The 23,941-nt window shown below is 69.8% G+C and carries 21 protein-coding genes; 14 read left to right on the forward strand and 7 right to left on the reverse strand.

The window, feature by feature from the left end; all coding sequences use genetic code 11:
- Positions 1-15 precede the first annotated feature (15 nt).
- The gene (locus tag KEG57_RS06210; RefSeq protein WP_272417106.1) at positions 16-777 is read right to left on the reverse strand and encodes an urease subunit beta; all 762 of its coding nucleotides are present in this window, start codon (positions 775-777) and stop codon (positions 16-18) included.
- 78 nt (positions 778-855) lie between these two features.
- The gene (locus KEG57_RS06215; protein ID WP_272417107.1) at positions 856-1,716 is read right to left on the reverse strand and encodes an urease accessory protein UreD; all 861 of its coding nucleotides are present in this window, start codon (positions 1,714-1,716) and stop codon (positions 856-858) included.
- 166 nt (positions 1,717-1,882) lie between these two features.
- Between KEG57_RS06215 and KEG57_RS06220 the strand changes: the two genes are divergently transcribed.
- Positions 1,883-2,431: a hypothetical protein gene (locus tag KEG57_RS06220; protein ID WP_272417108.1), complete on the forward strand. Its 549-nt coding sequence runs from the start codon at positions 1,883-1,885 to the stop codon at positions 2,429-2,431.
- A complete protein-coding gene (locus KEG57_RS06225; protein ID WP_272417109.1) occupies positions 2,428-3,933 on the forward strand; it encodes an NHL repeat-containing protein in 1,506 nt (501 codons plus the stop codon). Before KEG57_RS06220 ends, KEG57_RS06225 begins: the two co-directional genes overlap by 4 nt.
- Here KEG57_RS06225 and KEG57_RS06230 read toward each other — a convergent pair whose 3' ends face one another.
- A complete protein-coding gene (locus KEG57_RS06230) occupies positions 3,934-4,728 on the reverse strand; it encodes a sulfite exporter TauE/SafE family protein (protein ID WP_272417110.1) in 795 nt (264 codons plus the stop codon).
- A 21-nt stretch (positions 4,729-4,749) separates the two neighbouring features.
- A complete protein-coding gene (rtcR, locus tag KEG57_RS06235) occupies positions 4,750-6,381 on the reverse strand; it encodes an RNA repair transcriptional activator RtcR (protein ID WP_272417111.1) in 1,632 nt (543 codons plus the stop codon).
- A gap of 153 nt (positions 6,382-6,534) precedes the next feature.
- Here rtcR and KEG57_RS06240 point away from each other — a divergent pair, with 153 nt between their 5' ends.
- From KEG57_RS06240 to KEG57_RS06275, 8 genes are all read left to right on the forward strand, one after another.
- Positions 6,535-7,761, forward strand: a complete 1,227-nt coding sequence (locus KEG57_RS06240) for an RtcB family protein (RefSeq protein ID WP_272417112.1) — start codon at positions 6,535-6,537, stop codon at positions 7,759-7,761.
- A 5-nt stretch (positions 7,762-7,766) separates the two neighbouring features.
- On the forward strand, positions 7,767-8,795 hold the full coding sequence (rtcA, locus tag KEG57_RS06245; protein ID WP_272417113.1) for an RNA 3'-terminal phosphate cyclase: 1,029 nt from the start codon (positions 7,767-7,769) through the stop codon (positions 8,793-8,795).
- A 93-nt stretch (positions 8,796-8,888) separates the two neighbouring features.
- Positions 8,889-12,140 carry a PD-(D/E)XK nuclease family protein gene (locus tag KEG57_RS55475; RefSeq protein ID WP_272417114.1) on the forward strand — a complete coding sequence of 1,084 codons (3,252 nt, stop codon included), beginning with the start codon at positions 8,889-8,891 and terminating at the stop codon, positions 12,138-12,140.
- The gene (locus tag KEG57_RS06255) at positions 12,137-15,604 is read left to right on the forward strand and encodes a UvrD-helicase domain-containing protein (RefSeq protein WP_272417115.1); all 3,468 of its coding nucleotides are present in this window, start codon (positions 12,137-12,139) and stop codon (positions 15,602-15,604) included. The genes KEG57_RS55475 and KEG57_RS06255 overlap by 4 nt, the downstream gene beginning before the upstream one ends.
- A 189-nt stretch (positions 15,605-15,793) precedes the next feature.
- The gene (locus KEG57_RS06260; protein WP_272417116.1) at positions 15,794-16,372 is read left to right on the forward strand and encodes an HD domain-containing protein; all 579 of its coding nucleotides are present in this window, start codon (positions 15,794-15,796) and stop codon (positions 16,370-16,372) included.
- Positions 16,373-16,447: 75 nt separating this feature from the next.
- Positions 16,448-16,645: a hypothetical protein gene (locus KEG57_RS06265; RefSeq protein ID WP_272417117.1), complete on the forward strand. Its 198-nt coding sequence runs from the start codon at positions 16,448-16,450 to the stop codon at positions 16,643-16,645.
- A gap of 11 nt (positions 16,646-16,656) precedes the next feature.
- Positions 16,657-17,115 (forward strand): hypothetical protein, encoded by a 459-nt coding sequence (locus KEG57_RS06270; RefSeq protein ID WP_272417118.1) that lies wholly within the window; start codon positions 16,657-16,659, stop codon positions 17,113-17,115.
- The gene (locus tag KEG57_RS06275) at positions 17,112-17,642 is read left to right on the forward strand and encodes a hypothetical protein (protein WP_272417119.1); all 531 of its coding nucleotides are present in this window, start codon (positions 17,112-17,114) and stop codon (positions 17,640-17,642) included. The genes KEG57_RS06270 and KEG57_RS06275 overlap by 4 nt, the downstream gene beginning before the upstream one ends.
- On the opposite strand, the gene KEG57_RS06280 is transcribed toward KEG57_RS06275, so the two are convergent.
- A complete protein-coding gene (locus tag KEG57_RS06280; protein WP_272458266.1) occupies positions 17,625-19,148 on the reverse strand; it encodes a YcbK family protein in 1,524 nt (507 codons plus the stop codon). The genes KEG57_RS06275 and KEG57_RS06280 overlap by 18 nt on opposite strands.
- Positions 19,149-19,631: 483 nt before the next feature.
- On the opposite strand from KEG57_RS06280, the gene KEG57_RS06285 reads away from it, so the two are divergent.
- From KEG57_RS06285 to KEG57_RS06300, 4 genes are read left to right on the forward strand one after another with little or no spacing between them, the layout of a single operon-like run.
- A complete protein-coding gene (locus KEG57_RS06285) occupies positions 19,632-20,243 on the forward strand; it encodes a hypothetical protein (RefSeq protein ID WP_272417121.1) in 612 nt (203 codons plus the stop codon).
- Complete coding sequence (locus KEG57_RS06290) at positions 20,240-20,656, forward strand: hypothetical protein (protein ID WP_272417122.1); 417 nt, start codon at positions 20,240-20,242, stop codon at positions 20,654-20,656. The genes KEG57_RS06285 and KEG57_RS06290 overlap by 4 nt, the downstream gene beginning before the upstream one ends.
- A gap of 6 nt (positions 20,657-20,662) precedes the next feature.
- On the forward strand, positions 20,663-21,112 hold the full coding sequence (gene dtd, locus KEG57_RS06295) for a D-aminoacyl-tRNA deacylase (RefSeq protein WP_272417123.1): 450 nt from the start codon (positions 20,663-20,665) through the stop codon (positions 21,110-21,112).
- 44 nt (positions 21,113-21,156) lie between these two features.
- The gene (locus KEG57_RS06300; protein ID WP_272417124.1) at positions 21,157-22,131 is read left to right on the forward strand and encodes a ketopantoate reductase family protein; all 975 of its coding nucleotides are present in this window, start codon (positions 21,157-21,159) and stop codon (positions 22,129-22,131) included.
- Here the strand turns inward: KEG57_RS06300 and pdxA are convergent.
- On the reverse strand, positions 22,126-23,178 hold the full coding sequence (gene pdxA / locus KEG57_RS06305) for a 4-hydroxythreonine-4-phosphate dehydrogenase PdxA (protein WP_272417125.1): 1,053 nt from the start codon (positions 23,176-23,178) through the stop codon (positions 22,126-22,128). The genes KEG57_RS06300 and pdxA overlap by 6 nt on opposite strands.
- The gene (locus KEG57_RS06310) at positions 23,175-23,915 is read right to left on the reverse strand and encodes a winged helix-turn-helix transcriptional regulator (RefSeq protein ID WP_272417126.1); all 741 of its coding nucleotides are present in this window, start codon (positions 23,913-23,915) and stop codon (positions 23,175-23,177) included. The genes pdxA and KEG57_RS06310 overlap by 4 nt, the downstream gene beginning before the upstream one ends.
- Positions 23,916-23,941 lie beyond the last annotated feature (26 nt).

A 23,941-nucleotide genomic window follows, 5' to 3' on the forward strand; every position in this document is an offset into this window, starting at 1 on the left:
TCCGAGCGAATCGAGTCAGCCTTCGATTTCGTGGGCGAAGCCGAGCGCGCGGACGCGCTCCATCGCGCGGGCGAGGCCTTCGGGGCTCACCGGTCCGTCGGCGAGGGCATTTCCACCCCGAATGACCCGCTCGCCGGCGATCTCCACGAGCGCGACCGTTTTCGTCTCGCCCGGCTCGAAGCGCACGGCAGTGCCCGCCGGGATGTCGAGCCGCCGGCCATAGGCTTTCTCGCGGTCGAAGCGCAGGTACGGGTTCGCCTCGATGAAATGGTAATGGCTGCCGACCTGGATCGGGCGGTCGGCCAGGTTCGTGACCCGGAGCGAAATCGAGGAGCGGCCCTCGTTGAGCACGATCGTCCCTTCCGCGGGCAGGATTTCCCCCGGCGTGGGCCCGCTCGGCGCTGCAGTGAAGAGCGAACGATCGGGCACGGGGAGGAAGCTCCCGTAAAGGGCCAGGCCGAGGTCGCCGTGCTCGGCGGCAATGGGGTGGTGAACCGTGACGAGCTTCGTTCCGTCGGGGAACGTGCCCTCGACCTGCACTTCGGTCACGAGCTCCGGCACGCCCTCCATGACCTGATTGCGTCCGAGCAGCTTGCGCCCGAGGTCCATGAGCTCCTCGACACGCCGGCCATCCCGGATGAATTCGAGGAGCTGCGTGGCGATGAGCGCGACGCTCTCCGGCACGTTGAGCCGTGCGCCGCGGGCGAGGCGCTTCTGCGCCAGAAAACCGGCATTGTGAAGGAGCAGCTTATCAAGCTCGCGCGGAGAAAGATGCATGGCTTCACCGGGAGCCCCCCTGCCCAAGCTCCTGGTTACACCATCACGACGCGACGCGTCAAGTTTGTTTTTGGGGCGCTACCATTTTCTTGCCCAGGGGTCGTCGCCGAGCAGCGGGACGAGGAACGCGAGGGAAACGCGGAGGAACGCGGCGACTGGCTCAGGCTCCTCGCCGGCCACGCGGAGCACGGCGCCTCCGGGGATGGGGCTCGCGGTCGCGAGCAGGCGGCTTCGTACGTGATCCGGCGGGCGGACGGGCGCGCGTGTGGTGTCTTCAATGAGGGCGGTCGCCGCCGCCTCGACCCGGGGGCCGACGAGGATGGCCGTCGTGTACACGTCGAATCGACCCATGCGTTCGGCGATCGAGGATTCGGGCGTGTCCTCGAGCGTGAGCGCGTCGAGCACGAGGAGCCGGTTTTCCTGGACAACCTCGGTGGTGGTCCGATACGAGGTAAATCGATACCGCTCGCCCCGCGCCGCGCGGCCCGAGACGAGACCATCGACGAGGACGAGGGAGGCGCCGGGCAGAAGCTCGATACGCTGGCGCTGCTGATAGATCGCGCCGGCAAAAGGACAAACCGGATCCGGGAGCGAGGCGAAGAGGGCGTCCTCTCCGACCGAGACCAACAAGGTTTGGCGGGAACATCCACCACGTTCGCTCTTGTAGACCTTGGTGGAGGCCTGCGTGGCGCAGAGCGTCGTCGCGCCGGGGCCGATGCGGACATCGAGCGTGATGGCGTCGCCTTCGAGCAGGCCGCCGCCAAAGGTCGACGCATAGGCCCAGACGGAGGGGCCGCGCGGGCGCGGGACGAGGAGCTTGAGCGGCGCCGAGGCACGCGCGCTGAGGACCGTGGACGCAGCGGCGACGCGCTCGACGACGAGCGATCCGGCACCGGGAACGGTGACCGAGGCGGGCAGCGTGAAGCCAGGCCGGTCCATGGCGAGAGAATAGCAATGGCACCGAGTGGCCTCGGGCGTCAAGCGCATTACGACAGCAAATCGGGCGGCGCGGGCGAGGTTTCGCCTGGGCGGATCCTTCTTCCTCCTCGCGACGGGATTGACGTCCCGGGTGTGGCCTGTACCATCGGCGGCTCGGAGGCGATGGATGCAGGCGAGGCGGCTTCTGCTCAAGGACGGGGTACAGACGGAGGCGGTCCGGCAATTCGCGCAGGGCAACTGGTTTCTGTGGAACCGGATCGAGCCGCTCGACCATCAGCCGCTCGTCTACGAGTGGGCGACGCCCGCGAGCGATTGCCGCATCCGATACGTGGACGATCATCGGCTGGGGCTCAAGTGGTTCGACGTGGAGGGGCCGCGGTGCGAGGCCACGATCGAGCTCATCCGGCGGAGCCTGCCGGTGTACGAGCGCGCCGAGATTCTAACGCTTTGCAGCGAAGCGCGGACGGAGGCCGAGGGGATCTGGGCGGCGTACAAGCTCGCGGTGACGGCCGGGCCCACGTTCGATCCGGAGCTCTTCGGCTGCTTCGGGGATCTCGCGAATCACCGGGATGCCGGCGTGAGGCGGGCGGCGATTTACGCGATGGAGCAGGCGCGGTGGCGCGAGTTCGCCGGGATCGCTGAGCCGATGGCGGAGGATGATCCGCACGAAGACGTGCGAGCGCGGGCCGCGGCGCTCGTGCGAGCTTTGCAATGAGGCGGGTCGCCGCCCTCGGGGGATTCCTCACGCTCGCGGCGGGATGCGCCGCGCCGACGGTCCCGACTGCGCCCGCGCTGTTCGTCGTGACGAACGGCATCGGGAGCGGCGAGATGCGGGTCTCGATGCCGAAAGAGGGATGCGGGGTCGATTGCCTGGGCGTGATGGGGAAAGGCGCGGCGTTGCGGATCATCGGGCACCCGCACCCGGGGTCGCGCTTCGATGGTTTTTCCGGGCCGTGCACCGGGCGAATGCCGTGCGTCCTGCCGTTCGATCGGCAGCGATGGGTCGCGGCCTCGTTCAGCGACGCGGCCGCGCGGTACGATCGTCCCCTCGGCGACGGCCGTTTCTTCGTCTCGTCGCCGCGCGCGGTTGCGCTCGACAAGGGCGGGGGCGGGGCCGTGGTCGGGGTCCGGGATGCCTGGCTCGGGCGGTTCGATCGCGAGGGGCAAAAGGCCTGGGACCTGGCCGGGGACAACAGGGCCGTGACGGCCGTCGTCTTCGACGCGGCGTCCGATATCGTGGCTGTTGGGGGAGCCCGCGTCGAGAAGCGCGGGGCATCGGGCGGCCCGCTTTGGGTGTTCGATTTCGAATGGGGATCGAAGGCGACGGACGTGGCGGTGGACGCGGCCGGAGACATTTATGTCGTGGGGACGTTCGCGGGGGTCGTGAAGGTAGGAAAGCAGAGGCTCGAAAGCGCGGGCGGGCTCGACGTGTTCGTCGCACGCATTTCGCCCGAGGGAAAGCCGATCGAAGCGCTCCGGATGGGGGGCCCAACGGACGAGCGCGAGCCTCGGATCGCGACGGAGGGGTCGTCGGCGGTCCATGTCGCGTACGTCGCGGGTGGGCTCGAGGATGAATTCAAAAGGCCGGATTGCGGCGCCGCGCGGATCGTCTCGTTCGCGCCGTTCGGGCAGAAGGCGTGGGAGGCGCCGATCGAAGGCAAGGCGCGCGTCGAAGTGCTCCGGACGACGACGGGCGGCGAGGTCGTCGCGGCCGGTCGATTCGCCGACGGGATCAAGCTCGCGGGAATGGCGCTTCGGTCGAACGGGGGCAACGACGCGATGGTCGTGAAGCTCGATCGGAATGGCGGAGCCCTGTGGGCGAAGTCTTTCGGCGGGACGAGGAATGACGAAGTGTCGGCCCTGGACGTGGATTCGAGCGGCCGTATCGCGCTTTTCGGGACGTTCGAGGCCGAGATGAAGGTTTCCGGGACGACCCTCCAGGCGAAGCGGATTCGCCGCACGTGGCAGCATGGAATGTCGTTCGACGGGACCACCCTCGACGCGTGGTTCTCGGTGCTGTCGCCCGAGGGAGAGGTGCGCTCGGCCAAGGCGTTTGGCGGATCCGGAAACGATTTTGCGCTGGCGGTCACGTGGGCCGAGGGCGGCGACGTGGTCCTGCTCTTCGATCAAGAGGAGCTCTCGGTGAGTTCCGAGGGGTATGGGCCTGGTTCGAGTCTCCAGCGGAGGCTCGTGCGCAGGCCCGCCGAGGCGCCCTGATCAGGGGAAGAAGGCGGCCCGGGAAAACCAGGCCGTCATGGCGAGGCCCAGGACCACGATGCCCCGGCGCAGTTTGTCGGGGTCGATGCGTTGCGAGAAACGCGCGGAGAAATAACCGCCCGCAATGGCGCCGGCCATGACGGCGAAGCCGGGGACGAGCCAGAGCAAGCCCTCGCCGAGGAAAAACATCGAGGCGACGAGGTTGATGGCCACGCCGAGCCAGGCCTTCATCGCATTGAGCTCGTGCAGCGTGCCTTCGATGAAGAGGCCAAAAACGGCGAGCATGACGATGCCCATTCCGGCCCCGAAATACCCGCCGTAGACGGCGACCAAAAATTGCAGAAAGACCCCGAGCGCCACGGGGACGCGGGCCTTCTTGCCGAGCACGGCCTTGCGAATGCGCGCCTGGAAGGCGAGGAGCAGCGTGGCGGTGAGGACGAGGAGCGGGACGACGAAATCGAAGAGGCGCTCGGGCGTGTGCGTGAGGAGCCACGCACCGAAGAGCGCGCCCGCGATCGTGGGGGGCACGAGGTAACGTAAATGGGATTTCGTGCGCGCGAGCTGGTCGCGGAAGCCAAAGGCGCTGGCGAGCGCGCCGGGCCAGAGGGCGACCGAGTTCGTGGCATTCGCGGCGAGCGGGGGGACGCCGAACGCGACGAGGACCGGAAAGGAGACGAGGGAGCCGCCGCCGGCGACGGCGTTGATCGACGACGCCACGAAGCCCAAGACGAAGAGGGCCGCGAGCGCGAGCGGGTTCTGGCCGGAAAAACCGAGGTCCTGGGAGACGAGCGGCATGAAAGGGTCCTCGGATCGGATTCAGGAAGCGCGTCCGCTCGCGGTTTGCCAGTCGAGTCCGAAGCGGGCGAGGTATTTGCGCAATCGATCGGCGTCGTTGACCGTGGTGCGCTCCTTGCGCGATTCGGCGAAGAGCGTGCGGCCCGCCTCGCTGAGGGTGCGCGAGGCGCGGCAGACGCACAAGACCTCTTCGAGCTGGGCGCGGTCGAATCGATCGAGCTTCGCTCCCGCCTCGGAGCCGAGGACCTCGGCGAGGATGTCGCCGCCGCCGACGGAGCTTCCATTTGGCAGGTGAATGCGGCCGCTCGTCCAGGAGAGCTCCAATCGCTCGATCTCCTCGGCGACGATCTCCTTCGTGATGCGTCCGCCGTGCGCGAGCGTGGCCATGCGGGTGACGGAGGCGTTGAGGTCGCGGAAATTGCCGCTCCAGAGCGCACGCGGGGATACGGCGAATTCGAGGAAGGCTTCCCGTGCGGCCCGGTTCATGGTGACGTTCACGCCGAGGAGGCGCGAGGCGAGCTCGAGCTCGTAATCGAGGTTCGGCTCGATGTCCTCGGGGCGCTCGCGCAAGGCCGGGAGGCGGAACGTCCAGAGGTTGATACGGGCGTATAGGTCCTCGCGAAAATCGCCGCGCGCGGCCCGGGTGCCGAGGTCGCGGTTCGTGCCGGCGATGAGGAGGAAGTCACTCTTGACCTCCTGGTCCGCGCCGACCGGATAAAATGCCTTTTGCTCGATCGCGCGGAGGAGCATGGCCTGTTCGTCGAGGCCGAGCTCGCCGATCTCGTCGAGGAAGAGCAATCCGCCGTCGGCTTTGCGCAAAAGGCCCGGGCGATCGGCGACGGCGCCGGTGTATGCGCCCTTTTTGTGGCCGAAGAGCGTGGCCATGGCCGCGTCGCCGCGCAGCGTGGCGCAGTTGACCGGGACGAACTCGCCCTGGATCTGGCGCCGCGCTTTTTTGAGCTCGTAAATGCGCGCGGCGAGCTGGCTCTTGCCGGCGCCCGTGGGGCCCATGAGGAGCATCGGGGCGCGCGAGGCCTTGGCGACCTCCTCGACCCGCTCGATCAGGCGATTGAACGAGGCGTTTTTGGTATCGATGCCCGCCTTGAGAAAACTCTGGCTCTCGTGGCGCTCGCGGGAGAAGCGCGAGGCAATGCGGTCATAACGAGAGAGGTCGAGGTCCACGATGGAATACGTGCCCGGCCCGCCGCGGGTTTCCTTGCGCGGGGGCGAGGTCTGAATGACGCGGCCGGGGAAATAACGGGCCTCGGTCAGGAGGAAGAGGCAGATCTGCGCGACGTGGGTGCCCGTGGTGAGGTGGACGAGGTACTCCTCGCGCTCCGGCTTCCACGGATAGGCGCGCGCGATGTCGTGCAGGCCGGCATAAACCTCCTCGAAATCCCAGGCGTCCTTCCAGGTGACCGCGATTCGCTCGACGATCGTGTCGGGCGAGGCGTGGCGGACGTCCTCCTCGACCTGCGTAGCGAGCTCTCCAAATTTTTTTGGCTCGGCAAGCAAGACGAGGCGGCTCACGAGCAGGTCCTCGTGCTGGCAAAGCGCGACCGTGGGCCGCCAGCGCTCCCAACGCGCCGGGCCTTTGCCCGCGTCGAGCGAGGTGCCGAGGATGCCGAACACGACGAGAGGTCGAGAGGACATGGTAAGGTGGGCGACGGAATAGCACGTTCTTCGTCCCCCGTATCGGAATTTATCCAGGCGTCTATGAGCGGGCCCGAAAAAGGCCCCGGGAGCCAGGCACGCGGCGTGCTCTACCGGTCCGCGTCCACCCGTGACGTGAAAGGCAAGGCGACCATGAACGAGACGACCCACCAGACGTTCGAGACCGACGGCGTGCCGATCAAGGCCTGGACGCGCGGCGTGCCGTTCGAGACCGAGGCCGAAGAGCAGGTCCGGCGCCTGGCGACCCTGCCGTTCCTCCACAAGTGGGTCGCCGTGATGCCCGACGTGCACGCCGGGAAGGGCGCGACGGTCGGGAGCGTGATCGCGACGAACGGCGCGATCATCCCGGCAGCGGTGGGCGTGGACATCGGCTGCGGGATGATCGCGGTGGAGACGACGCTCACGGCGTCGCATCTCCCCGACGACCTGAAGGAGATCCGCAGCGCGATCGAGGCGGCCGTGCCGCACGGGCGCACGAACAACGGCGGGCCCGGCGATCGCGGCGCGTGGGGAGACGCGCCCGAGCGCGTGCAGAAGGCGTGGGCGGAGCTCGCGCCGGCCTACGAGGCGATCGTGAAGGAAAACCCGTCGATCGGGCGCGGGACGGCGATCGGGCACCTCGGGACGCTCGGGACGGGGAACCACTTCATCGAGGTCTGCCTCGATGAGCGCGACCACGTGTGGTTCATGCTGCACTCGGGTTCGCGCGGCGTGGGAAACCGCATCGGGAGCCACTTCATCGACCTCGCGAAGAAGGACATGAAGCGGTGGTTCATCCACCTGCCGGACGCGGATCTCGCCTACATCCCCGATGGAAGCGAGACGTTCGGCCAGTACTGGCGCGCGCTCGCCTGGGCGCAGGAGTTCGCGCGGACGAACCGCGCGTTGATGATGGAGGCGACGATCATGGCCGTGCGAAAGACGGGGCTTTTGCCGTCGTTCGAGCTCGCCCGCGAAGCCGTGAACTGCCACCACAACTACGTGTCGAAGGAGCACCACTACGGCAAGGACGTGTGGGTGACGCGCAAGGGTGCGGTGCGCGCAGGCGAGGGCGAGCTCGGGATCATTCCCGGGAGCATGGGTGCGAAGAGCTTTATCGTTCGTGGACTCGGGAACCGCGAGTCGTTCTGCTCGTGTAGCCACGGCGCGGGTCGGAAGATGTCGCGCACGGCGGCGAAGCGGGCGTTCTCGCTCGAGGACCACGCGCGCATGACGGCCGGGATCGAGTGCCGCAAGGACGAGGACGTGATCGACGAGACGCCCGGCGCGTACAAGTCGATCGACGATGTGATGCATGCGCAGCGCGACCTCGTCGAGGTCGTGCGCACGCTGCGACAAGTGGTGTGCGTGAAGGGGTGAGGGCGATGCTGACGCTGGATGGAGCAACGGGCGAGGGCGGAGGGCAGATCCTGCGCTCCTCCCTCGCCCTGTCGATGGTGACGGGTCAGGCGTTCCGGGTGCACTCGATCCGCGCAAAGCGGTCGAAGCCGGGGCTCATGCGTCAACACCTCGTGGCCGTGCGCGCGGCCGCCGAGGTGAGCGATGCGGTGCTCGCGGGGGACGAGATCGGCTCGACCGAGCTCGTGTTCAGGCCGGGCGCGGTGAAGCACGGGTCGTATCGGTTCGCGATCGGGAGCGCGGGGAGCGCGACGCTCGTGTTGCAAACGGTGCTGCCGGCGCTGCTCGCGACGGCCGGCAGCTCGTCGCTCGTGTTCGAGGGCGGGACGCACAACCCCATGGCGCCGCCCTACGATTTCGTGGAGCGCGCGTTCTTGCCGATCGTGCGGCGCATGGGCGCGAACGTCTCCGCGCGGATCGTGTCGTACGGGTTTTACCCGGCTGGCGGAGGTCGTGTGGAGGTGGCCGTGGAGGGCTGTCCGCGGCTCGCGGCTCTCTCGCTGCTCGATCGGGGCGAGGTGCGAAGAACGCAACTGCGCGCGCTCGTGTCGCAGATCCCGGGCACGGTCGGGGTGCGCGAGGTCGACGCGTTCCTCGCGGAGGTGCCGTGGGATCGATCGTGCGCGCGGCCCGAGGTCGTGAAGAACAGCCCGGGTCCAGGAAACGCGCTCGTGGCCGACGTGGAGAGCGAGCACGTGACCGAGGTTTTTACGGCGTTCGGCGAGCGTGGGGTGCGCGCGGAGGAGGTGGCTTCGAAGCTCGCGAAGGAGGTGAAGCGCTACCTCGCAGCGGGTGTGCCCGTGGGCGAGCATCTCGCGGATCAACTGCTCTTGCCGATGGCGCTCGGCGAGGGCGGGGCGTTTCATACGCTGTCGCCGTCGGGTCACACGCGGACGCAAGTCGAGGTGATCCGGACCTTCCTGGGAACGAAGGTGCGGATGGACGAGCGCAGCGCGGAGGAATGTGTGATCGAAGTGGAAGGCACGCGGCGGTAGGAGCGAGCGGACAGGCGCTCGGGCTCGTCACGCAAGGGAACGCTCGACAAAGCGGCCGTCCCCGGGCATGACGGGCACGTGCTGCGTCTGCTCGTGTCCCCCCGAAGCGAGGAGCGGCTCCGGGCCGCGGAGGTTTTCCTCGGGGAGGGGAAAGCCGACGCGATCGCGCTCCTGGTCGGTCCGTCGCGCGGGGCGGCGCTCGATCTCGCGGCGCGGGTGGGATCGTCGCGAGGCGCGATCTTCGGGCTGCATCGGCTGACGCTCGGGCAACTCGCAGCGCGCCTCGCCGCGCCGGAGCTCGCACGGCGGAGGCTCGCGCCGGCCACGCCGCTCGGCGTGGAGGCGGTGGTGGCGCGCGCGGTGGCGAGCGCGCTCGAAGCGGGCGCGCTCGGATATTTCGCGCCGGTCGCGCGGACGCCGAGCTTCGCGAGCACGCTCGCGGCGACGCTGAGCGAGCTGCGCATCGAGGGCATCGGGCCCGCGGAGATCCGAGGCGACGATCCGAGGAGTCGCGACCTGCGTGAGCTCGCGCGTCGTTACGACGAGCAGCGTGAGCGGGCGCGGATCGCCGATCGCGCGGAGGTGCTCGCGGCGGCGACGGTGGCCGTGCGCGAGGCGGACGAGATTCGAAGGGCGCGGCTGCTTTTGCTCGACGTGCCGATCACGTCGCGGCTCGAAGAGAGGTTCGTCGCGGAGCTCGTCGCCGCGGCGGAGAGCGCGTTCGCGACGGCGCCGACGGGCGATGATCGCGCAGTCGAGGCGCTCGCGGCGCTTGCTTCGGAGGTGGTGACGGATCGGAGCGAGCGGTCGCATTCGTCGCTCTCGCGGCTGCATCAATACCTGTTCGCCGCGGCGGAGCTTCCGGCCGCGGAGGCAGGCGACGACGTGTCGTTTTTCTCGGCGCCGGGCGAGGGGCGCGAGTGCGTGGAGATCACGCGACGGATCCTGGCGGAGGCACGGAGGGGCGTGCCGTTCGACGACATCGCGGTGTTCTTGCGGGCGCCGGACACGTACGCGTCGCTGCTCGAAAGCGCGCTGCGTCGTGCGAAGATCCCGGCGCATTTCGCGATCGGGGCCGCGCGGCCGGACCCCTCGGGGCGCGCGTTCCTCGCGCTGCTCGCGTGCCGCGCGGAGGACCTTTCTCCTCGGCGTTTCGCGGAGTACCTGTCGCTCGCGCCGATGCCGAAGGAGAGTGTCGCGGTGGAGGCGGCGCCGCGGGCCTTGCTTCCGCGGGCCGATCTCTTCGGCGCGCTGCTCGAAGGCGAGCCGTCGGCGAAGCGCATTCGAAGAGAGCAAGCGGCGGCGAGCGAGGGCGCGCGTGTGCCCGTGCGGTCGGCGCCGATCGGATGGGAGCGGCTGCTCACGAAGGCCTCGATCGTCGGGCGCAAGGAGCGCTGGGCCGAGCGGCTCGCGGCGCTCGGAAAGGCGTTCGAGCGAGAGCTAGCGCTTTTGCGACGGCGGGATCCGAGCTCGCCGCGGATCGAGACGGTGGAGCGTGAGATCGAGGCGCTCGGCGAGCTCACGCGGTTCGCGCTGCCGCTCGTGGATGCGCTCGCGGCGTTGCCCGAGCACGGGAGCTGGGGCGTGTGGATCGAGGAGCTCGGCCAGCTCGCGCGGATGGCGCTGGAGCAGCCGGAAGACGTGCTGTCCGCGCTCAGCGAGCTCGCGCCGATGGCGGAGCTTCCGGCGGTGTCGTTCGACGAGGTGCGGCGCGTGCTCGAAGGTCGGCTCGGGTCACGCGTGACGCCGCCGTCGGGGAGGCGGTACGGCGCGGTGTTCGTCGGGACGCCCGAGCTTGCACGCGGTCGCTCGTTCGCGGTCGTGTTCGTCCCCGGCCTTGCGGAGCGGCTGTTCCCGGAGGCGCCGCGCGAGGATCCGATCCTGCTCGACGCGGATCGGCGTGCGATCTCGAAGACGCTGCGGGCGCAGGCGGATCGGAGCCGCAACGAGAGGTTGCTTCTGCGTTTGTCCGTGGGCGCCGCGCGGGAGCGGGTGCATCTTTCGTATCCACGTGTCGAGGTGGCGGCGGGACGGCCGCGCGTGCCTTCATTTTATGGGCTCGACGTGCGGCGCGCGACGACGGGGACGTTGCCCGATCACGACGCGCTCGAGCGAGACGCGGCGGGCGCTGCGGGCGCGCGGCTCGCGTGGCCCGCGCCGGCCGAGCCCGAGGATGCGATCGACGATGCCGAGCACGACCTCGCGATGCTGGGGCGGCTCTTGCACGGAGGCGAGGAGGCCGAGGCGGCGGGGCGCGCGCAGTACTTGCTCGACCTGAATCCGCACCTCGCGCGGTCGCTCCGCGCGCGGTCGGCGCGGTGGGACAAACCCGTCACGCATCATGATGGCATCGTGCGCAAGACCGCGGCCACGGCGGCCGTGCTCGCGGCGAACCGCCTGCGCGTGCGGCCGTATGCGGTGACGGCGCTCGAGAAGTTCGCGGCGTGCCCGTATCGATTCTTGCTGGCGGCGATCCATCGGTTGCCGGCGCGCGAGCGGCGTGGCTCGCCGGACAGGCTCGATCCGATCTCGCGTGGCGTGCTCTTTCACCGCGTGCAAGCCGAGACGCTCGCGGCGCTGGAGCGGGAAGGGGCGCTGCCGTTCGGCCCGGAAGGTTTGTCGCGAGCCCAGGCGGTGCTCGACGAGCGGCTCGACGCGGCGGCGCGCGAGCACGAGGAGCGCACGCTGCCGCCCGTGGAGAGCGTGTTCCGCGACGAGATCGAGCGTGCGCGGGTGGAGCTTCATGCGTGGCTCGCGCGCGTGGCCGATCAGAGCTGGCTCGTGTGGCCGGTGCGGTACGACCTCGCGTTCGGGTTGCCGCCGCACGAGCATGAAGATCCACGCAGCGTGGCTGAGGCCGCGGTGATCGAAGGACAGTACTTGCTGCACGGCGCGATCGACGTGGTCGAGCGGCACGCGGCGACGGGGCATGCGCGCGTGACCGACGTGAAGACGGGGGCGAACTTCGCGCGGCCGGGGCTCGTGATCGACGGCGGCGAGGTGCTGCAGCCGGTGCTCTACGGCCTCGCGTACGAGGCGGTGTGGAAGGAGCCGGTGACGGACGCGAGTTTGTCGTTCTGTACCACGCGCGGCGGGTATGTAGAGCATGTGATCGAGCTCGACGAGGCCGCCCGCGCGAAGGCCGTCCAGGTGCTCTCGCTCGTGGACGAGGCGATCGACAAAGGGTTTTTCCCGCCCGCGCCGAGGCCGGGTGCGTGTGACACGTGCGGCTACAGGCTCGTGTGCGGGCCGCATGAAGAGAGGCGCGCGGCGCGCAAGGACGAGTCTTCGCTCGACGGCGGCGCGTTGTTCACGCGGCTGCGGATGCTCCGAGGTGAGCCGTGACCGAGAGCGCGTTCGTGTTCGAGGCGCCGCAAGGCGAGGGGCTCGCCGACGCGGAGGCGCGCGCGCTCATCCGCGGCGCGCTCGGGCGCACGATGATCGTCGAGGCCGCGGCCGGCACGGGCAAGACGACCGAGCTCGTGCTGCGCATGGTCGCCGTGCTCGCCGAGGGGCGCGCGGAGATCGAGGAGATCGTCGCGGTCACGTTCACCGAAAAAGCGGCCGGCGAGCTGAAGCTGCGGCTCCGCAGCGGAATCGAGCGCGCACGCAGGCTCGCCCCGGATGAGGCGCAACGCGCGAACCTGGAGCGCGCGCTCGCGCATCTGGAGGAGGCGCGGATCAGCACGATCCATGGGTTTTGCGCCGACCTTCTGCGCGAGCGTCCCGTGGAGGCGGGCGTCGATCCAGCGTTCCGCGTGATGACCGAGGCCGAGGCGGATCGACGCTACGGCGAGGCGTTCAGCAGGTGGCTCGAACAGATCCTCGGTCGCCCGCCCGAGGGCGTTCGAAGGCTCTTGCGGCGGCGCGAGCACGGACCCGGGCCGATCGAGCGGCTGCGCCGCGCCGGTCAGGAGCTCATCGCCTGGCGGCATTTCACCGCGCGCTGGCAGCGGCCTCCGTTCGATCGGGATCGCGCCCTCGACGCGATCCTCGCGGAGATGACCGCGTTCGCCGAGGCGAGCGAGGGCGCGCTCCACGCGAACGATCCGCTGCACCGCGACACCGAGCCGGCCCGCGCGCTCGTCATGCGTCTGCGCGCCGAGGGCGAGCATCACTGGGATCGTGACGAGATCGAGGCCGAGCTCTGCGCGCTCAGCAGGCAGCGCGACTTCATGCGCCCGCGCCGCGGCGCCGGATCCCGCTACGGCGCGCACACGACGCGGGCCGATCTGCTCGCGGCGCACGGCGCGCTCGTGGCCTCGCTCGAACGATTCCAGCGCGAGGCCGACGGCGATCTCGCGGCGCTCTTGCAGGACGAGCTTGGCGCGCTCGTCGCGACGTACCAGGCGCGCAAGGCCGAGGTGGGCGCGCTCGACTTCGAAGATCTGCTCGTCTGCACACGGGACCTCGTGCGTGATCAGGGCGAGGTGCGCCGCGGTTTTCAGGAGCGTTACCGCTGCATCTTCGTCGACGAGTTCCAGGATACGGACCCGCTCCAGGCCGAGATCCTCATGCTGCTCGCGGCCGACGATCCGAGCGTCCGCGCGTATCGCGACGTGCAGCCCGTGCCCGGAAAGCTCTTCCTCGTCGGCGATCCGAAGCAGGCGATCTACCGGTTTCGCCGGGCTGATCTTTCGGTCTACGAGGAGGTCAAAGAACTGCTCGTCCGGCGCGGCGCGCTCTTCGTGGAGCTCAGCACGAGCTTCCGATCGGTCCCCAGCATCCAGAAGCTCGTGAACACCGCGTTCGCGCCGGTGATGGTGGGGGATCGCGAGGCGCTCTCCGCGCGCTACGTGCCGCTCCGGCCCGCGCGCAAGGCGATCGCGGGGCAGCCGTCGATCGTGTGCGTGCCCGTGCCCGAGCCCTACGGCAAGCAGCGGCTCACCTCGGCCGCGGTCGAACAAAGCGTGCCGGCCGCGGTGGGCGCGTACCTCGACTGGCTGCTGCACGAGAGCGGCTGGAAGGTGACCGAGCGGGATCAACCAGGAGAATTCGTTCCCGTCGCGCCGCGGCACGTTTGTCTGGTCTTCCGGCGCTTCGAGAGCCACGGCGAGGACGTCACGCGCGCTTACGTCGAGGCCCTCGAAGCGCGCGGCATCCCGCACGTGCTCGTCGGCGGAAAGTCGTTTTACGCCCGCGAGGAGGTCGAGACGATGCTCGCGGCGCTGCGCGCGATCGAGCGGCCCGAGGACGAGCTCGCGGTGTTCGCGACGCTGCGCGGATCGCTCTTCGCCGTCGGCGACGAGGCGCTGCTCGAGTACCGCTTCACCTACGGGAAGCTTTCCCCCCAGCGAATCCCCGAGACGCCGCTTCCGCCGCATCTTGCGCCGATCGGCGCGGCGCTTTCGCTGCTCGCGCGGCTCTCCGAGGGGCGGAACGCGCGGCCGATCGAGACCACGGTCGCCGAGCTCTGCGACGCGACCCGCGCCTGCGTGGGGTTTGCCCTGCGTCCCTCGGGCGAACGCGCGCTCGCGAACGTGCTGCACATCGCCGAGCTCGGGCGCGCGTACGAGGCTTCGGGAGGTACGTCGTTCCGCGCGTTCGTCGAGCAACTCGAAGAGGACGCGGAGCGTGGTCGCGCGCCCGAGGCGCCGATCCTGGAAGAGGGCGGCGACGGCGTGCGCATCATGACGGCGCATCGGGCCAAGGGCCTCGAATTCCCGGTCGTCGTGCTCGCCGATGTGACCGCGCGGCTCGGCGCGCAAGCCGTGAGCCGCTACGTCGACGCCTCGCGCTCGCTCTGCGCGCTCCGCCTCGGCAGCGTCGCGCCCTGGGATCTCGTCGAGCACGAAGCGCTTGAAATGCGCCGCGACGAGGCCGAAGGCACGCGGCTCGTGTACGTGGCTGCAACCCGCGCGCGTGACCTCGTCATCGTGCCGGCCGTGGGCGACGATCCACGTTTCCCCGAGCAATCGTGGATCGGGCCGATCCATGCGGCGATCGCGCCTCCTTCGGGCGCCGAGCCTTCTGCCGAAGCGGCGCCGGGTTGCCCGCCGTTCGGCGACGATACGGTTTTGTCGCGGCCCGAGGGGCTTTCACGCGGGCCGGCAACGGTTTGTCCGGGCGGATATCGTTTGCCCGGGGGGCATGACGTCGTGTGGTGGGACGTGACGCGCCTCGACCTCGAACGCGAGCCTGCGTTCGGCGTGCGCCGCGAGGACATGCTGCGCAAGGACGCGCCCGTCGGCCGCGTGGAAGAGGACCTCGAGACGTATCGACGCTGGGTCCGGGAGCGCGCGGCCGATCGCGAGCGCGGCGCGCGGCCGCTGTACAAAGTCCAGACGGTCACCGAGCGGGCCGAGACCTCGAACGAAGCACCCGCCCTCGACGTGCCGATCCTCGATGTCGGTCGGGAGGCGGGCCGACCGGGGGGAGCTCGCTTCGGCGAGCTCGTGCATGCCGTGCTCGCGCAAGTGCCGCTCTCGGCCAAACGGGACGTCGTGGAGCAAGCGGCGGCGCTCGCGGCGCGGCTCTTCGGCGCGACCGAGATCGAGGAGGCGGCAGCCGTGCGCGCGGTGGTCCTCGCGCTCGCTCATCCGGTGATCGAGAGGGCGCGCGCGGCCGAGACGCGCGGCGAATGCCGGCGAGAGACGCCGCTCAGCTTGATGGCCGAGGACGGGACGCTGATCGAGGGCATCGTCGATCTCGCGTTTCGCGAGCCGAGCGGCTGGACTGTGGTGGATTTCAAGACCGACCGCGAGATCGACCGCGCGGGGCCCGTGTATCGACGGCAGGTTTCGCTTTATGCGACGGCGATCGGCCGGGCGACCGGGGAGGCGTGCGCGGCGATTTTGTTACGGGTTTGAGGGGTCTTCCTCGGACGCCGGATGCTCGCCGCAGTCGGCGTCGTGGTGGATTCTGAACCCGTGCATCAGCGTGATTGCAGCGGATCCAGCACATGTACGGAGCGCCGAAGCAGGCGCGCCGGCGTGGCGTTGGCGAGACGCGCGCGCTCGGCCCTCGCCGAGGCGCCTCGGGGGCACTAGATTCCAGGCATGACGCCCCTCCTCAAGCGCGCGCTCGATCAGGCGGCGGTTTGGCATCAGGGACAGAAACGCAAGTACCCCGGCGTCGACGTGCCGTACGTCAGCCATCTGGCCGGTGTCGCGATCCTCCTCGCCAAGCATGGCTTCGACGAAGAGGTCATCGCGGCAGGCGCGCTGCACGACGCCATCGAAGACACCGGCGCGACAGCCGAGGAAATCGCGCGGCTCTTCGGGCGCCGCGTTGCCGATCTGGTCCTCGCCGTGACCGAGCCAGCGAAGTCCTTCGCCTGGGAGGAGCGCAAGCAGCGCTATCTCGAGCAATTCGCGAAGAACCCCTGGGACGCCCAGGCCATCACCATTGCGGACAAGATCGACAACTTCCAATCGATCGTCGTCTGCGCGAGCACCCACGGCGACCCCTGGCCCATGTTCCGCCGCGGCCGCGACACGCAAATCGCCGGCTTCCGTGCGCTGCGCGAGCGCATCCTGCGCCTGCCGCCGCACGCGTTGATCGACGAGTTCGAACGCGCCTTCGCCGACGTCCTCGCCGCCCCGGCCGGCGCCGCCCTCGAACATCGCTCGGCCTGAACACCCGGGGTCTGTGATATGTGCGGATCGCCCGGCCGCTCGCGCGCTCCGGGCCCCACGAGAGGAGGTAGCGCGATGAAGAAGACCCTCGGCTTGTTGATGGCGGCGGGCATGCTCGGCGGCTGCTCGTACGGCGGCATCGCGACGGTCGGCGACAAGGTCGTGATCACGCGGAACGACCTCTTCCTCTTCGGCGCGCTTCGCAAAGTGTACGTCTGCAAGGTGGCGGACCGGGGCTTGACCGAGTGCGCCGCCGACGGCGAGACGCCCTGATCGTTCTGCGCATGAAACACCGAAATTCGTGGGTGGGGCTCGCGCTCGTGTTCGCTCTGGCCTCCGCGTGTCGCTCGGAGCCGCCGGAGACCGCGATCGAATATGGCGAGCCGGTCGGGCTTCGGATGGCGACGAAGCGCGGGATGCCGGACTATGAAATCGCCGTCGCCGTGTCCAAAGGGACCGACGTCGGGCCGCTCGTCCCGGCACTCGGCGCGGCCTTGCACGCGGCGGTCGAGCTGTGCCCGGAGATCGTGCAAGCCGGAAAGCGCGGCGAGATCGTGGGCGTCTGGTTCCGCGTCGAGCAGGGCGCGATCGGCAAGGTCGAGACGAAGGGCGTCCAGGCGACGTGTGTCACGGGCGCGATCGGGGGAAAACCCATCGCCGCGCCGGACAAACTCGCCGTGCTCGCCGAGATCCGCTTCCCGTCCGACGCGCCCGTTCCGACGGCTCCGACAAGCACGCCATGAAGCGATCGCGCGTCGGGGCGTCTGGCGCGCTCGTGCTGTCGCTCCTTTCGACGGCGGCGATGGCAAACGCGAACGAATCCCCCAGGGCGCCCGCCGAAAAACGAGCTGCTCCGTTCTGGACCTGGGACGCGAATGTCGAGGGCGGCCTCGGCGCGCTCTTCGAAGATCGCGCGCATCTCTCGGGTTTCGGCCGGGTTCGTGGAGGGTTTCTGCGGGTCGACGAGCGCTCCGTCTCGGAGCCTCGTTTCCTCGCGCTCGGCCTGACCTACGAGCTTTCGGACTTCTCGCCGGCCACCTTCGGCATCGAGGTCGAGACGCTCGGGCTCGCCTCGGGCGCGTGGCTCCAGCTCGGGGCGCTGGTCGACGTGCAGCCGCGCCCCGGCGCGAAGCTCGCGCTCGGCTGGAGTCTCTTCGGTGTCGAAGGTCAGGTGCGGTGGGACAAGGACGACGGGGTTGTCTGGGCGGCTTATGGCAAGCTGCGCGTGCCCGTCGGGATTCTCGGCTGGGCGTTATCGAGCCGTCGGTGACGTCGCCGCGGGGGGCGGGGTCGGCTGCGCCTTCTTCGGAGGAGGCACCGGATCCTTCGGGTCGGCTTCCTTGAGCTCCTCGTCCTTTTCCGCCGGCGGCTGCGCCGTTGGATTCGTCGGGGCCGGCGCCTGCGCCGTGGGTGCGTCCTTCGGAGCCGGTTGTTCCTTCGCGGCCGGTTGTTCCTTCGCGGCCGGTTGCTCCTTCGCCGCGGGCTGCTCCTTGGTTTGCTCCTCCATCGCCTCGTCCGCTGCGGCGACGGGCGACGTCGCTTGCGTGTCGGCGGGCTCCGGCGGCGGCGGCCACTGGCTCACGTAGCGCGGCGCTTCTCCCGGCCCTGATGCGTCGATCCAGCTCACCGAGCCCGTGCCCGGCGTGCGCACGTCCACGTGGACGAACGAGCTGTTCGGGTAGTAGCCGCAGCCCGTGTCCGCGATCGTCTTGCAGAACGCGACGACCTCCTCGTTCGACACGCCCGCGACGCGCATGTCGAGCGCGCGCGCGCTCTGGTGCAAGCTGCCTCGGCTCTTCGGGCGGTAGCCGCTCACGAGCGAGATCCCCTTGCCCGGGAAATGCTTCGCGATCGCCTCGACCCGCGAAAGGAGCCCTGGATCGAGCAGCCGCACGTTCGGCGCGATCTCACCCGCCGCGAGCGCCGGCTCCGCCGCCTTCTCCTTGCTTCCCTTACTCTTCGCCGGGCCCGGCTTCTCTTGTTTCGCCGTGCGCGGATCGGGCTTTTTCGTCTTCGGCAGCTCGGGCCGCGGTGTGCCCCAGGGCCGCGCGAGCACGCTGAGCTTCTCGCGGGCCTCGTCGAGCACCTTGCCCTTGCAGTCGACGAGCGAGAACGTCTCCCCTTCGAGGCCGTTCCGATCGATCGATATCGCCGGCGCGAAGCAGGGTGGGCGATCCGTCTCGGCTTCCGCCTTCTTCGTGCCCTTGCGCTTCTTGCTCGGCGCACGCGTCGACGCCTTCTTCGAGCGCGAGACGCCCGCCGCGCCTTCGGTCTTCGTCGGGGTCGCGCTCTTCGTGCTGGCCGTCGTGGTTGCGCCGTCGGTCTTCTTCGCGCTCGCCGTGGTCGTCGCGGCCTCGGATTTCTTCGCGGTCGTGGTCTTCGTGCTGGCCGTCGTGGTCGCGCCCTCGGACTTCTTCGCGCTCGCCCCTGCGCCCTTCGCGTGCGTGGCGGGCTTCGTGGCGCCCTCGGGCTTCGCCTTCGTCGACGCGGCCTTGTTCGGGGCCTCGGCCGTCTTCGTGTCGGCTTGCACCATCCGCTTCGGCGGGGCCTTGCGGCGGCTCTTGCGTTTCTTCGGCGCAGCGGCGGATTTCTGGGCCTCCTCGGGCGCCTTCTCCGTTTTCGAGGGCTCTTCTGCCTTCGCGGGCGCTGCCGCCTTCGGCGCCGCCGCCTCTTCCGCGAATGCCTCGCCGAAAGCGAAGGGCGCCGCGAGCGTGAGCAGCGCCGCGAGCGTGGACGCAACCCTACGCCTGATCCGACCGTAACGACCGCTGACCATGTGTCGTGCTCTCCACCGACGCCCATCCGTCCACGCGGGGGACGCTGGGTACGCCGGTGTCTCGCGTTGTGTCATGGGGTGGGTACGCGGGCCTAATTTTCTGAGGCTTCCACGGGTGCCTGTGGTAGAGGTGGGGCACCCATCGCGGCGCCATGCGCGCCTCGATGGCGCGGACGTCGCCCTCGTTCCTGGCACGTCCCGTCGCTCGGACGGCGGCGGGCAGAATCCAATCGAGGCGCCCGCGCAGTTGGCCCGCACCGGGGGAAAGGTCGGCTCGAAGCAGACGAGCGTTCTTGGAGAACCAGACAAGCGCAACGCCGCACGGCGAGCCCGCGCGTGAACGAGCGAAGCTCGAGCACGAAACGACGCGCGGACGTCGAGCATGAACGTTGCCTCCGGGAGCACTCAGTCCCGGGACCAAGAACCGCGAGCACTGCCAAGCCATCTCCCTCCGGCGGCAGCAAGGACGAATTTATGCGGCGGATGCGGAAAGACGAGACCAAGGTCTGGCACAACCCCGAGCTCGCGCCGTTCGCGCGAGCGCCGAAGACCGGCAGCACGAGCCGGAACAGTACGACCCAGCAGGACAGTCGCGTCGCGAAGGAGCATCGCGCGGCGCTCGAGGCGCTCTTCGCACCGCGCCGGGACCCCGAGCCCGAAGGCAGCGGCAAGAACGGCAAGAACGGCCGCGACTCCACACCGAAGCCAGGCCGCATCGTGCTCGCGCCGCCTCCGCAGAGTGATCCGCGCGCCACCGAGCGCCAGCGGCTCCTCGGCAAGCTCCTCGGCGCCGAAGGGCGTCCGCACATCACGAAGGCCGCGAACGAGTTTCTCGGTGCCGGCTTCAACTTCCCCGACGACCAGGACGTGCACCTGAAGCTCCTCGAGCACAGCGACGAGTCGCGCGTGCGCGAGGCGCTCTCCTCGCTCGCCTCGCTGCTCGTCGGCGAGCTGCCGAAGCGCCGCGCCGTGCTCGAGTCGCGCCTGCGCCGCATCGAGGAGTTCGCCGAGGACGAGTCCACCCGCGACGCCGCCGCCCAGCTCCGCAGGCAGGTGAGCGGCAGGCCCGATACGCAGAACCAGTCCGCCCAATGAACAAAGCCGAGTTCGAGGCCGAGCTGCGCAAGCTCTTCCAGGCCCACGAGACCCGCACCGAGAACGAGCGCTGTGTGCAGTGCACAGGCTGCGAGCGCTGCGTCGACTGTACGTTCTGCAAGAACTCGAAGGCCCTCGCGCGGTGCCACTACTGCGTCGACTCGCAGCGCTGCTCGGACAGCACGCACTGCCGGAGCTCGCGCGACCTCGTGCGCTGCAACCACTGCGTCGCGTGCGAGCGCTGCACCCAGTGCTCCTACGTGGTCCGTTCCGTCGACTGCACCGAGTGCACGTACTGCTTCGGCTGCGTCGGGCTCGTCCGGAAAGACTTCCACATCCTGAACAAGCCCTACGACCGCAGCACGTACTTCGCGATCACGAGCCGCCTCGCGCGCGAGCTCGGCCTCGGCTGAGCGGCGATGCGCGCCGTCGTGCAGCGCGCCCTTTCCGCACGCGTCGAGGTGAATGGCGAGGTCACAGGCCGCATCGGCCTGGGCCTCGTCGCGTTCGTCGGCGCCGAGAAGGGCGACGCGCAGGCCGACCTCGACTACGTCGTGAGCAAGGTCCTGGGCCTCCGCGTTTTTCCCGACGATCGCGGCAAGATGACCCGCGCGCTCGCCGACGTCGGCGGGGGCCTGCTCGTCATCAGCCAGTTCACGGTCTTCGGCGACGTGCGCCGGGGCCTGCGCCCGAGCTTCGACGGCGCGATGGAGCCCGCGGGCGCCGAGGCGCTCTACGACCGCTTCGTCGAGGCCGCCCGCAAGAGCGGCGTCCCGGTCGAGACCGGGCGCTTCCGTGCGGACATGCGGGTCTTCGTGGAGAACGACGGACCGGTCACGATCCTCGTCGATTCGCGTCGCCTGTTCTGACCGACTTCCCAGGTGCGGCCCGCGGCGGTACGTAACGGCTCACCATGCACGTGATCGTGTTCGGAGCGGGCGCGCTCGGGCGCATTTACGGTGTTCGCCTCGCCGCGGCGGGCGTTCAGGTCTCGTTCGTCGTCCGGCCCTCGCGCCTCGCCGAGACGTACTCGTTCGTCGTCGAGCAGGTGAACGGGGACAAGCGCCGCGACGTCATCGCAGAGCCGCGCCGCATCGAGACGATCCCCGCCGACGCGACGCTCGTGCTCCTCGCGGTTCGTTTCGACCAGCTCGACCTCCTGCGCCAGAACCAGGACGACGCGCTCGCCGAGGCGCTCCGCCAGGGCCCCGGCGTGCCGCTCGTCGTGCTTACGCCCGTCCTGCCGCCGCAGCTCTCGGCGCTGGAGAAGGCGATCGGGCGGCGCGCCGTCAGCGCGATGCCGGGCGTCGCGGGGTACGTGGACGACGTCGACGATCGTGGCGTCGTTCGCTACTGGTCGACGGGCATCGTCTCGACGCTCCTCGACGACGACGCCTCGGGCCCTGCGCACTCGATGTCCCGCGACGCGCTCGAGGTCCTCGCTCGGCGCCTCACGAACGGCGGCTTGCCCACGCGCTTCGAGCGCGACGTCGCCTCGCTCGACGCCGCCAGCACCGTCTCGTTTTTCCCGCTCATCGCGTCGATCGACGCGGGCCGCGGCATCGACGGCGTGCTCCACGACAAGGACCTCCTCGACACCGCGCTCGCGGCCGCCAAGGAGTGCGAGGGCCTCGCGAAAAAGCTCGGCAAGGTCGCGCCGTGGGCGCACGTGCTCACGCGGTTTGTCGGGCCGTACACCATCAAGCCGGGCGTCGCCCTCGCGCGCCGCCTCGCGCCCGAGACCGTACGCTTCGTCGAGCGTCACTTCGGCCCGAAGCTCCACGCCCAGCACCTCGCCATGGGCGACAGCATCCGCGAGCTCGGCCGCGAGCAGGGCCTCGACATGCCCCAGCTCGAACACCTCATGCAGCGGCTCCGCGCGTCATGACGCGCGCGCGGTGAGCGACGCGCGCCCCTCGACCTTCGCGAGCCTGAGCGCGAGCCCGAGGGCGCTCTCCATCCCGCGTGGATCGGCCTTGCCCATGCCCGCGATGTCGTAGCCCGTCCCGTGATCGACGCTCGTGCGGATCACGGGCAGGCCGAGCGTCACGTTCACCGCTTCGCCAAACCCCACGAGCTTGCACGGGATCGTCGCCTGATCGTGGTACATCGCGACGACCCCGTCGAAGGCCCCCGCCGCTTGTTTGCGGAACGCGGTCTCGGCGCCGAGCGGGCCTGCGAGCGTCGCGGAAAACCCGCCCGCAGAGAGCCGCTCGTTCGCGCGCTCGATCCCCGGCTTGATGCACGTCTCCTCTTCGATCCCGAGCATCCCGCCCTCGCCCGCGTGCGGGTTCAGCGCCGCCACGGCCACGCGCGGCGCTTCCATGCCGAGCGATCGCAGCAGCCGCACGAGCCAGTAACAGCTCGTCGACACCGCCTCCGGCGTCACGGCCGTCGGGACCTCGGCGAGCGGCAGGTGCGTCGTGACGAGCGCCGTCGTGATGTTCGCCGCGCGAAACGCCATCACCACCTCGCGCGCCCCGAGCCGCGCCGCGAGATGCTCCGTATGTCCTGAAAAACCTTTCGCCCCCCGCGCGCCGCTCGTCGCGATCGCGAACTTCGACACCGGCCCCGTCACGAGCGCGGCGGCCGTGCCGTCCGTCACGAGCGCGAGCGCCTCGTTCACCCACGCGAGCTGCACGGCGCCGGCCTCGCGATCGGGCGCGCCGGGTCGCGCGAGCGACGAGAGCTGCGTACTCGGCCCCCACACCCCGATTTCCCCGAGCGCGAGCGACTCGATCTCCGGCGCGTTTTTCACGACGCGAAACCTCGCCGCCGCGATCTTCCCGTCGTGCGCCGCGCGCCTCAGCGTCTCGGCGTCGCCGACGAGCACGCACCGCGCCTCGGCCTCGGCGTTCGCGGCTGCGTGCACCGCGACCTCGGGCCCGATTCCGCTCGGGCAACCCACGCTCACGGCGATCGTTACCCTCTTCATGCGAGCATCGCCCTCCGCAGCTCGGCCGCGGGCGTGTTCAGATGGTCCGGTGCTTCGAGCTTGTAGCCCGCGCCTCGCAGCGTCACGAGCGGCAGCGCGACGCCGAGCTTCGAGCGCAACCTCCGCACGTGGATGTCCACCGTGCGAGGGCCACCTTCATACCGCGACCCCCAGACCTTCACGAGCAGCTCCTCACGCGACACGACCTTGCCGCGCTTCTCGCAGAGGTACGAGAGCAGCGCGAACTCCTTCGCCGTGAGTGGCACGCTGCGCCCGTCGATGCACGCCTCGTGCGCCGATCGATCGACGACGAGCGCGCCGACCTTCACGCGCTCCTCCGTGGCGAACTCGCTCTTCTGCCACTCGGCCTTGCGGATGCGCGCGTAAAGCTCCGCCGGCACGTACGGCGAGAGGACGAAATCGTCGAAGCCGCTCGCGGGATCCATCCGCGCGACCTGCGACACCGAGACGGCCGCGATCGCCGGCACGCCCGTGAGCCGCGGCTCGCGCCGGAGCGCCCGGAGCGCGGAGGCCGCGAGGTCCGGCCGCTCCGGCGTCTCCACGAGGATCGCCCGCGCCTCGTCGTCCTCGCGCTGGAAACACCGCGCGGGTTCGTCCCACAGATCGAGCGTGCGCACCGTGGCGCCGAGGCCACGCAGCACGCTCGCCGCGCCCTCTTCGCGTTCCAGCTCGGGACCGTGCCCGACGATGACGATGAACGACGAGCGGCGCGACATCGGGCGTCGCTATAAAGCTCATGCTG

Source organism: Polyangium jinanense (genome assembly GCF_028435365.1).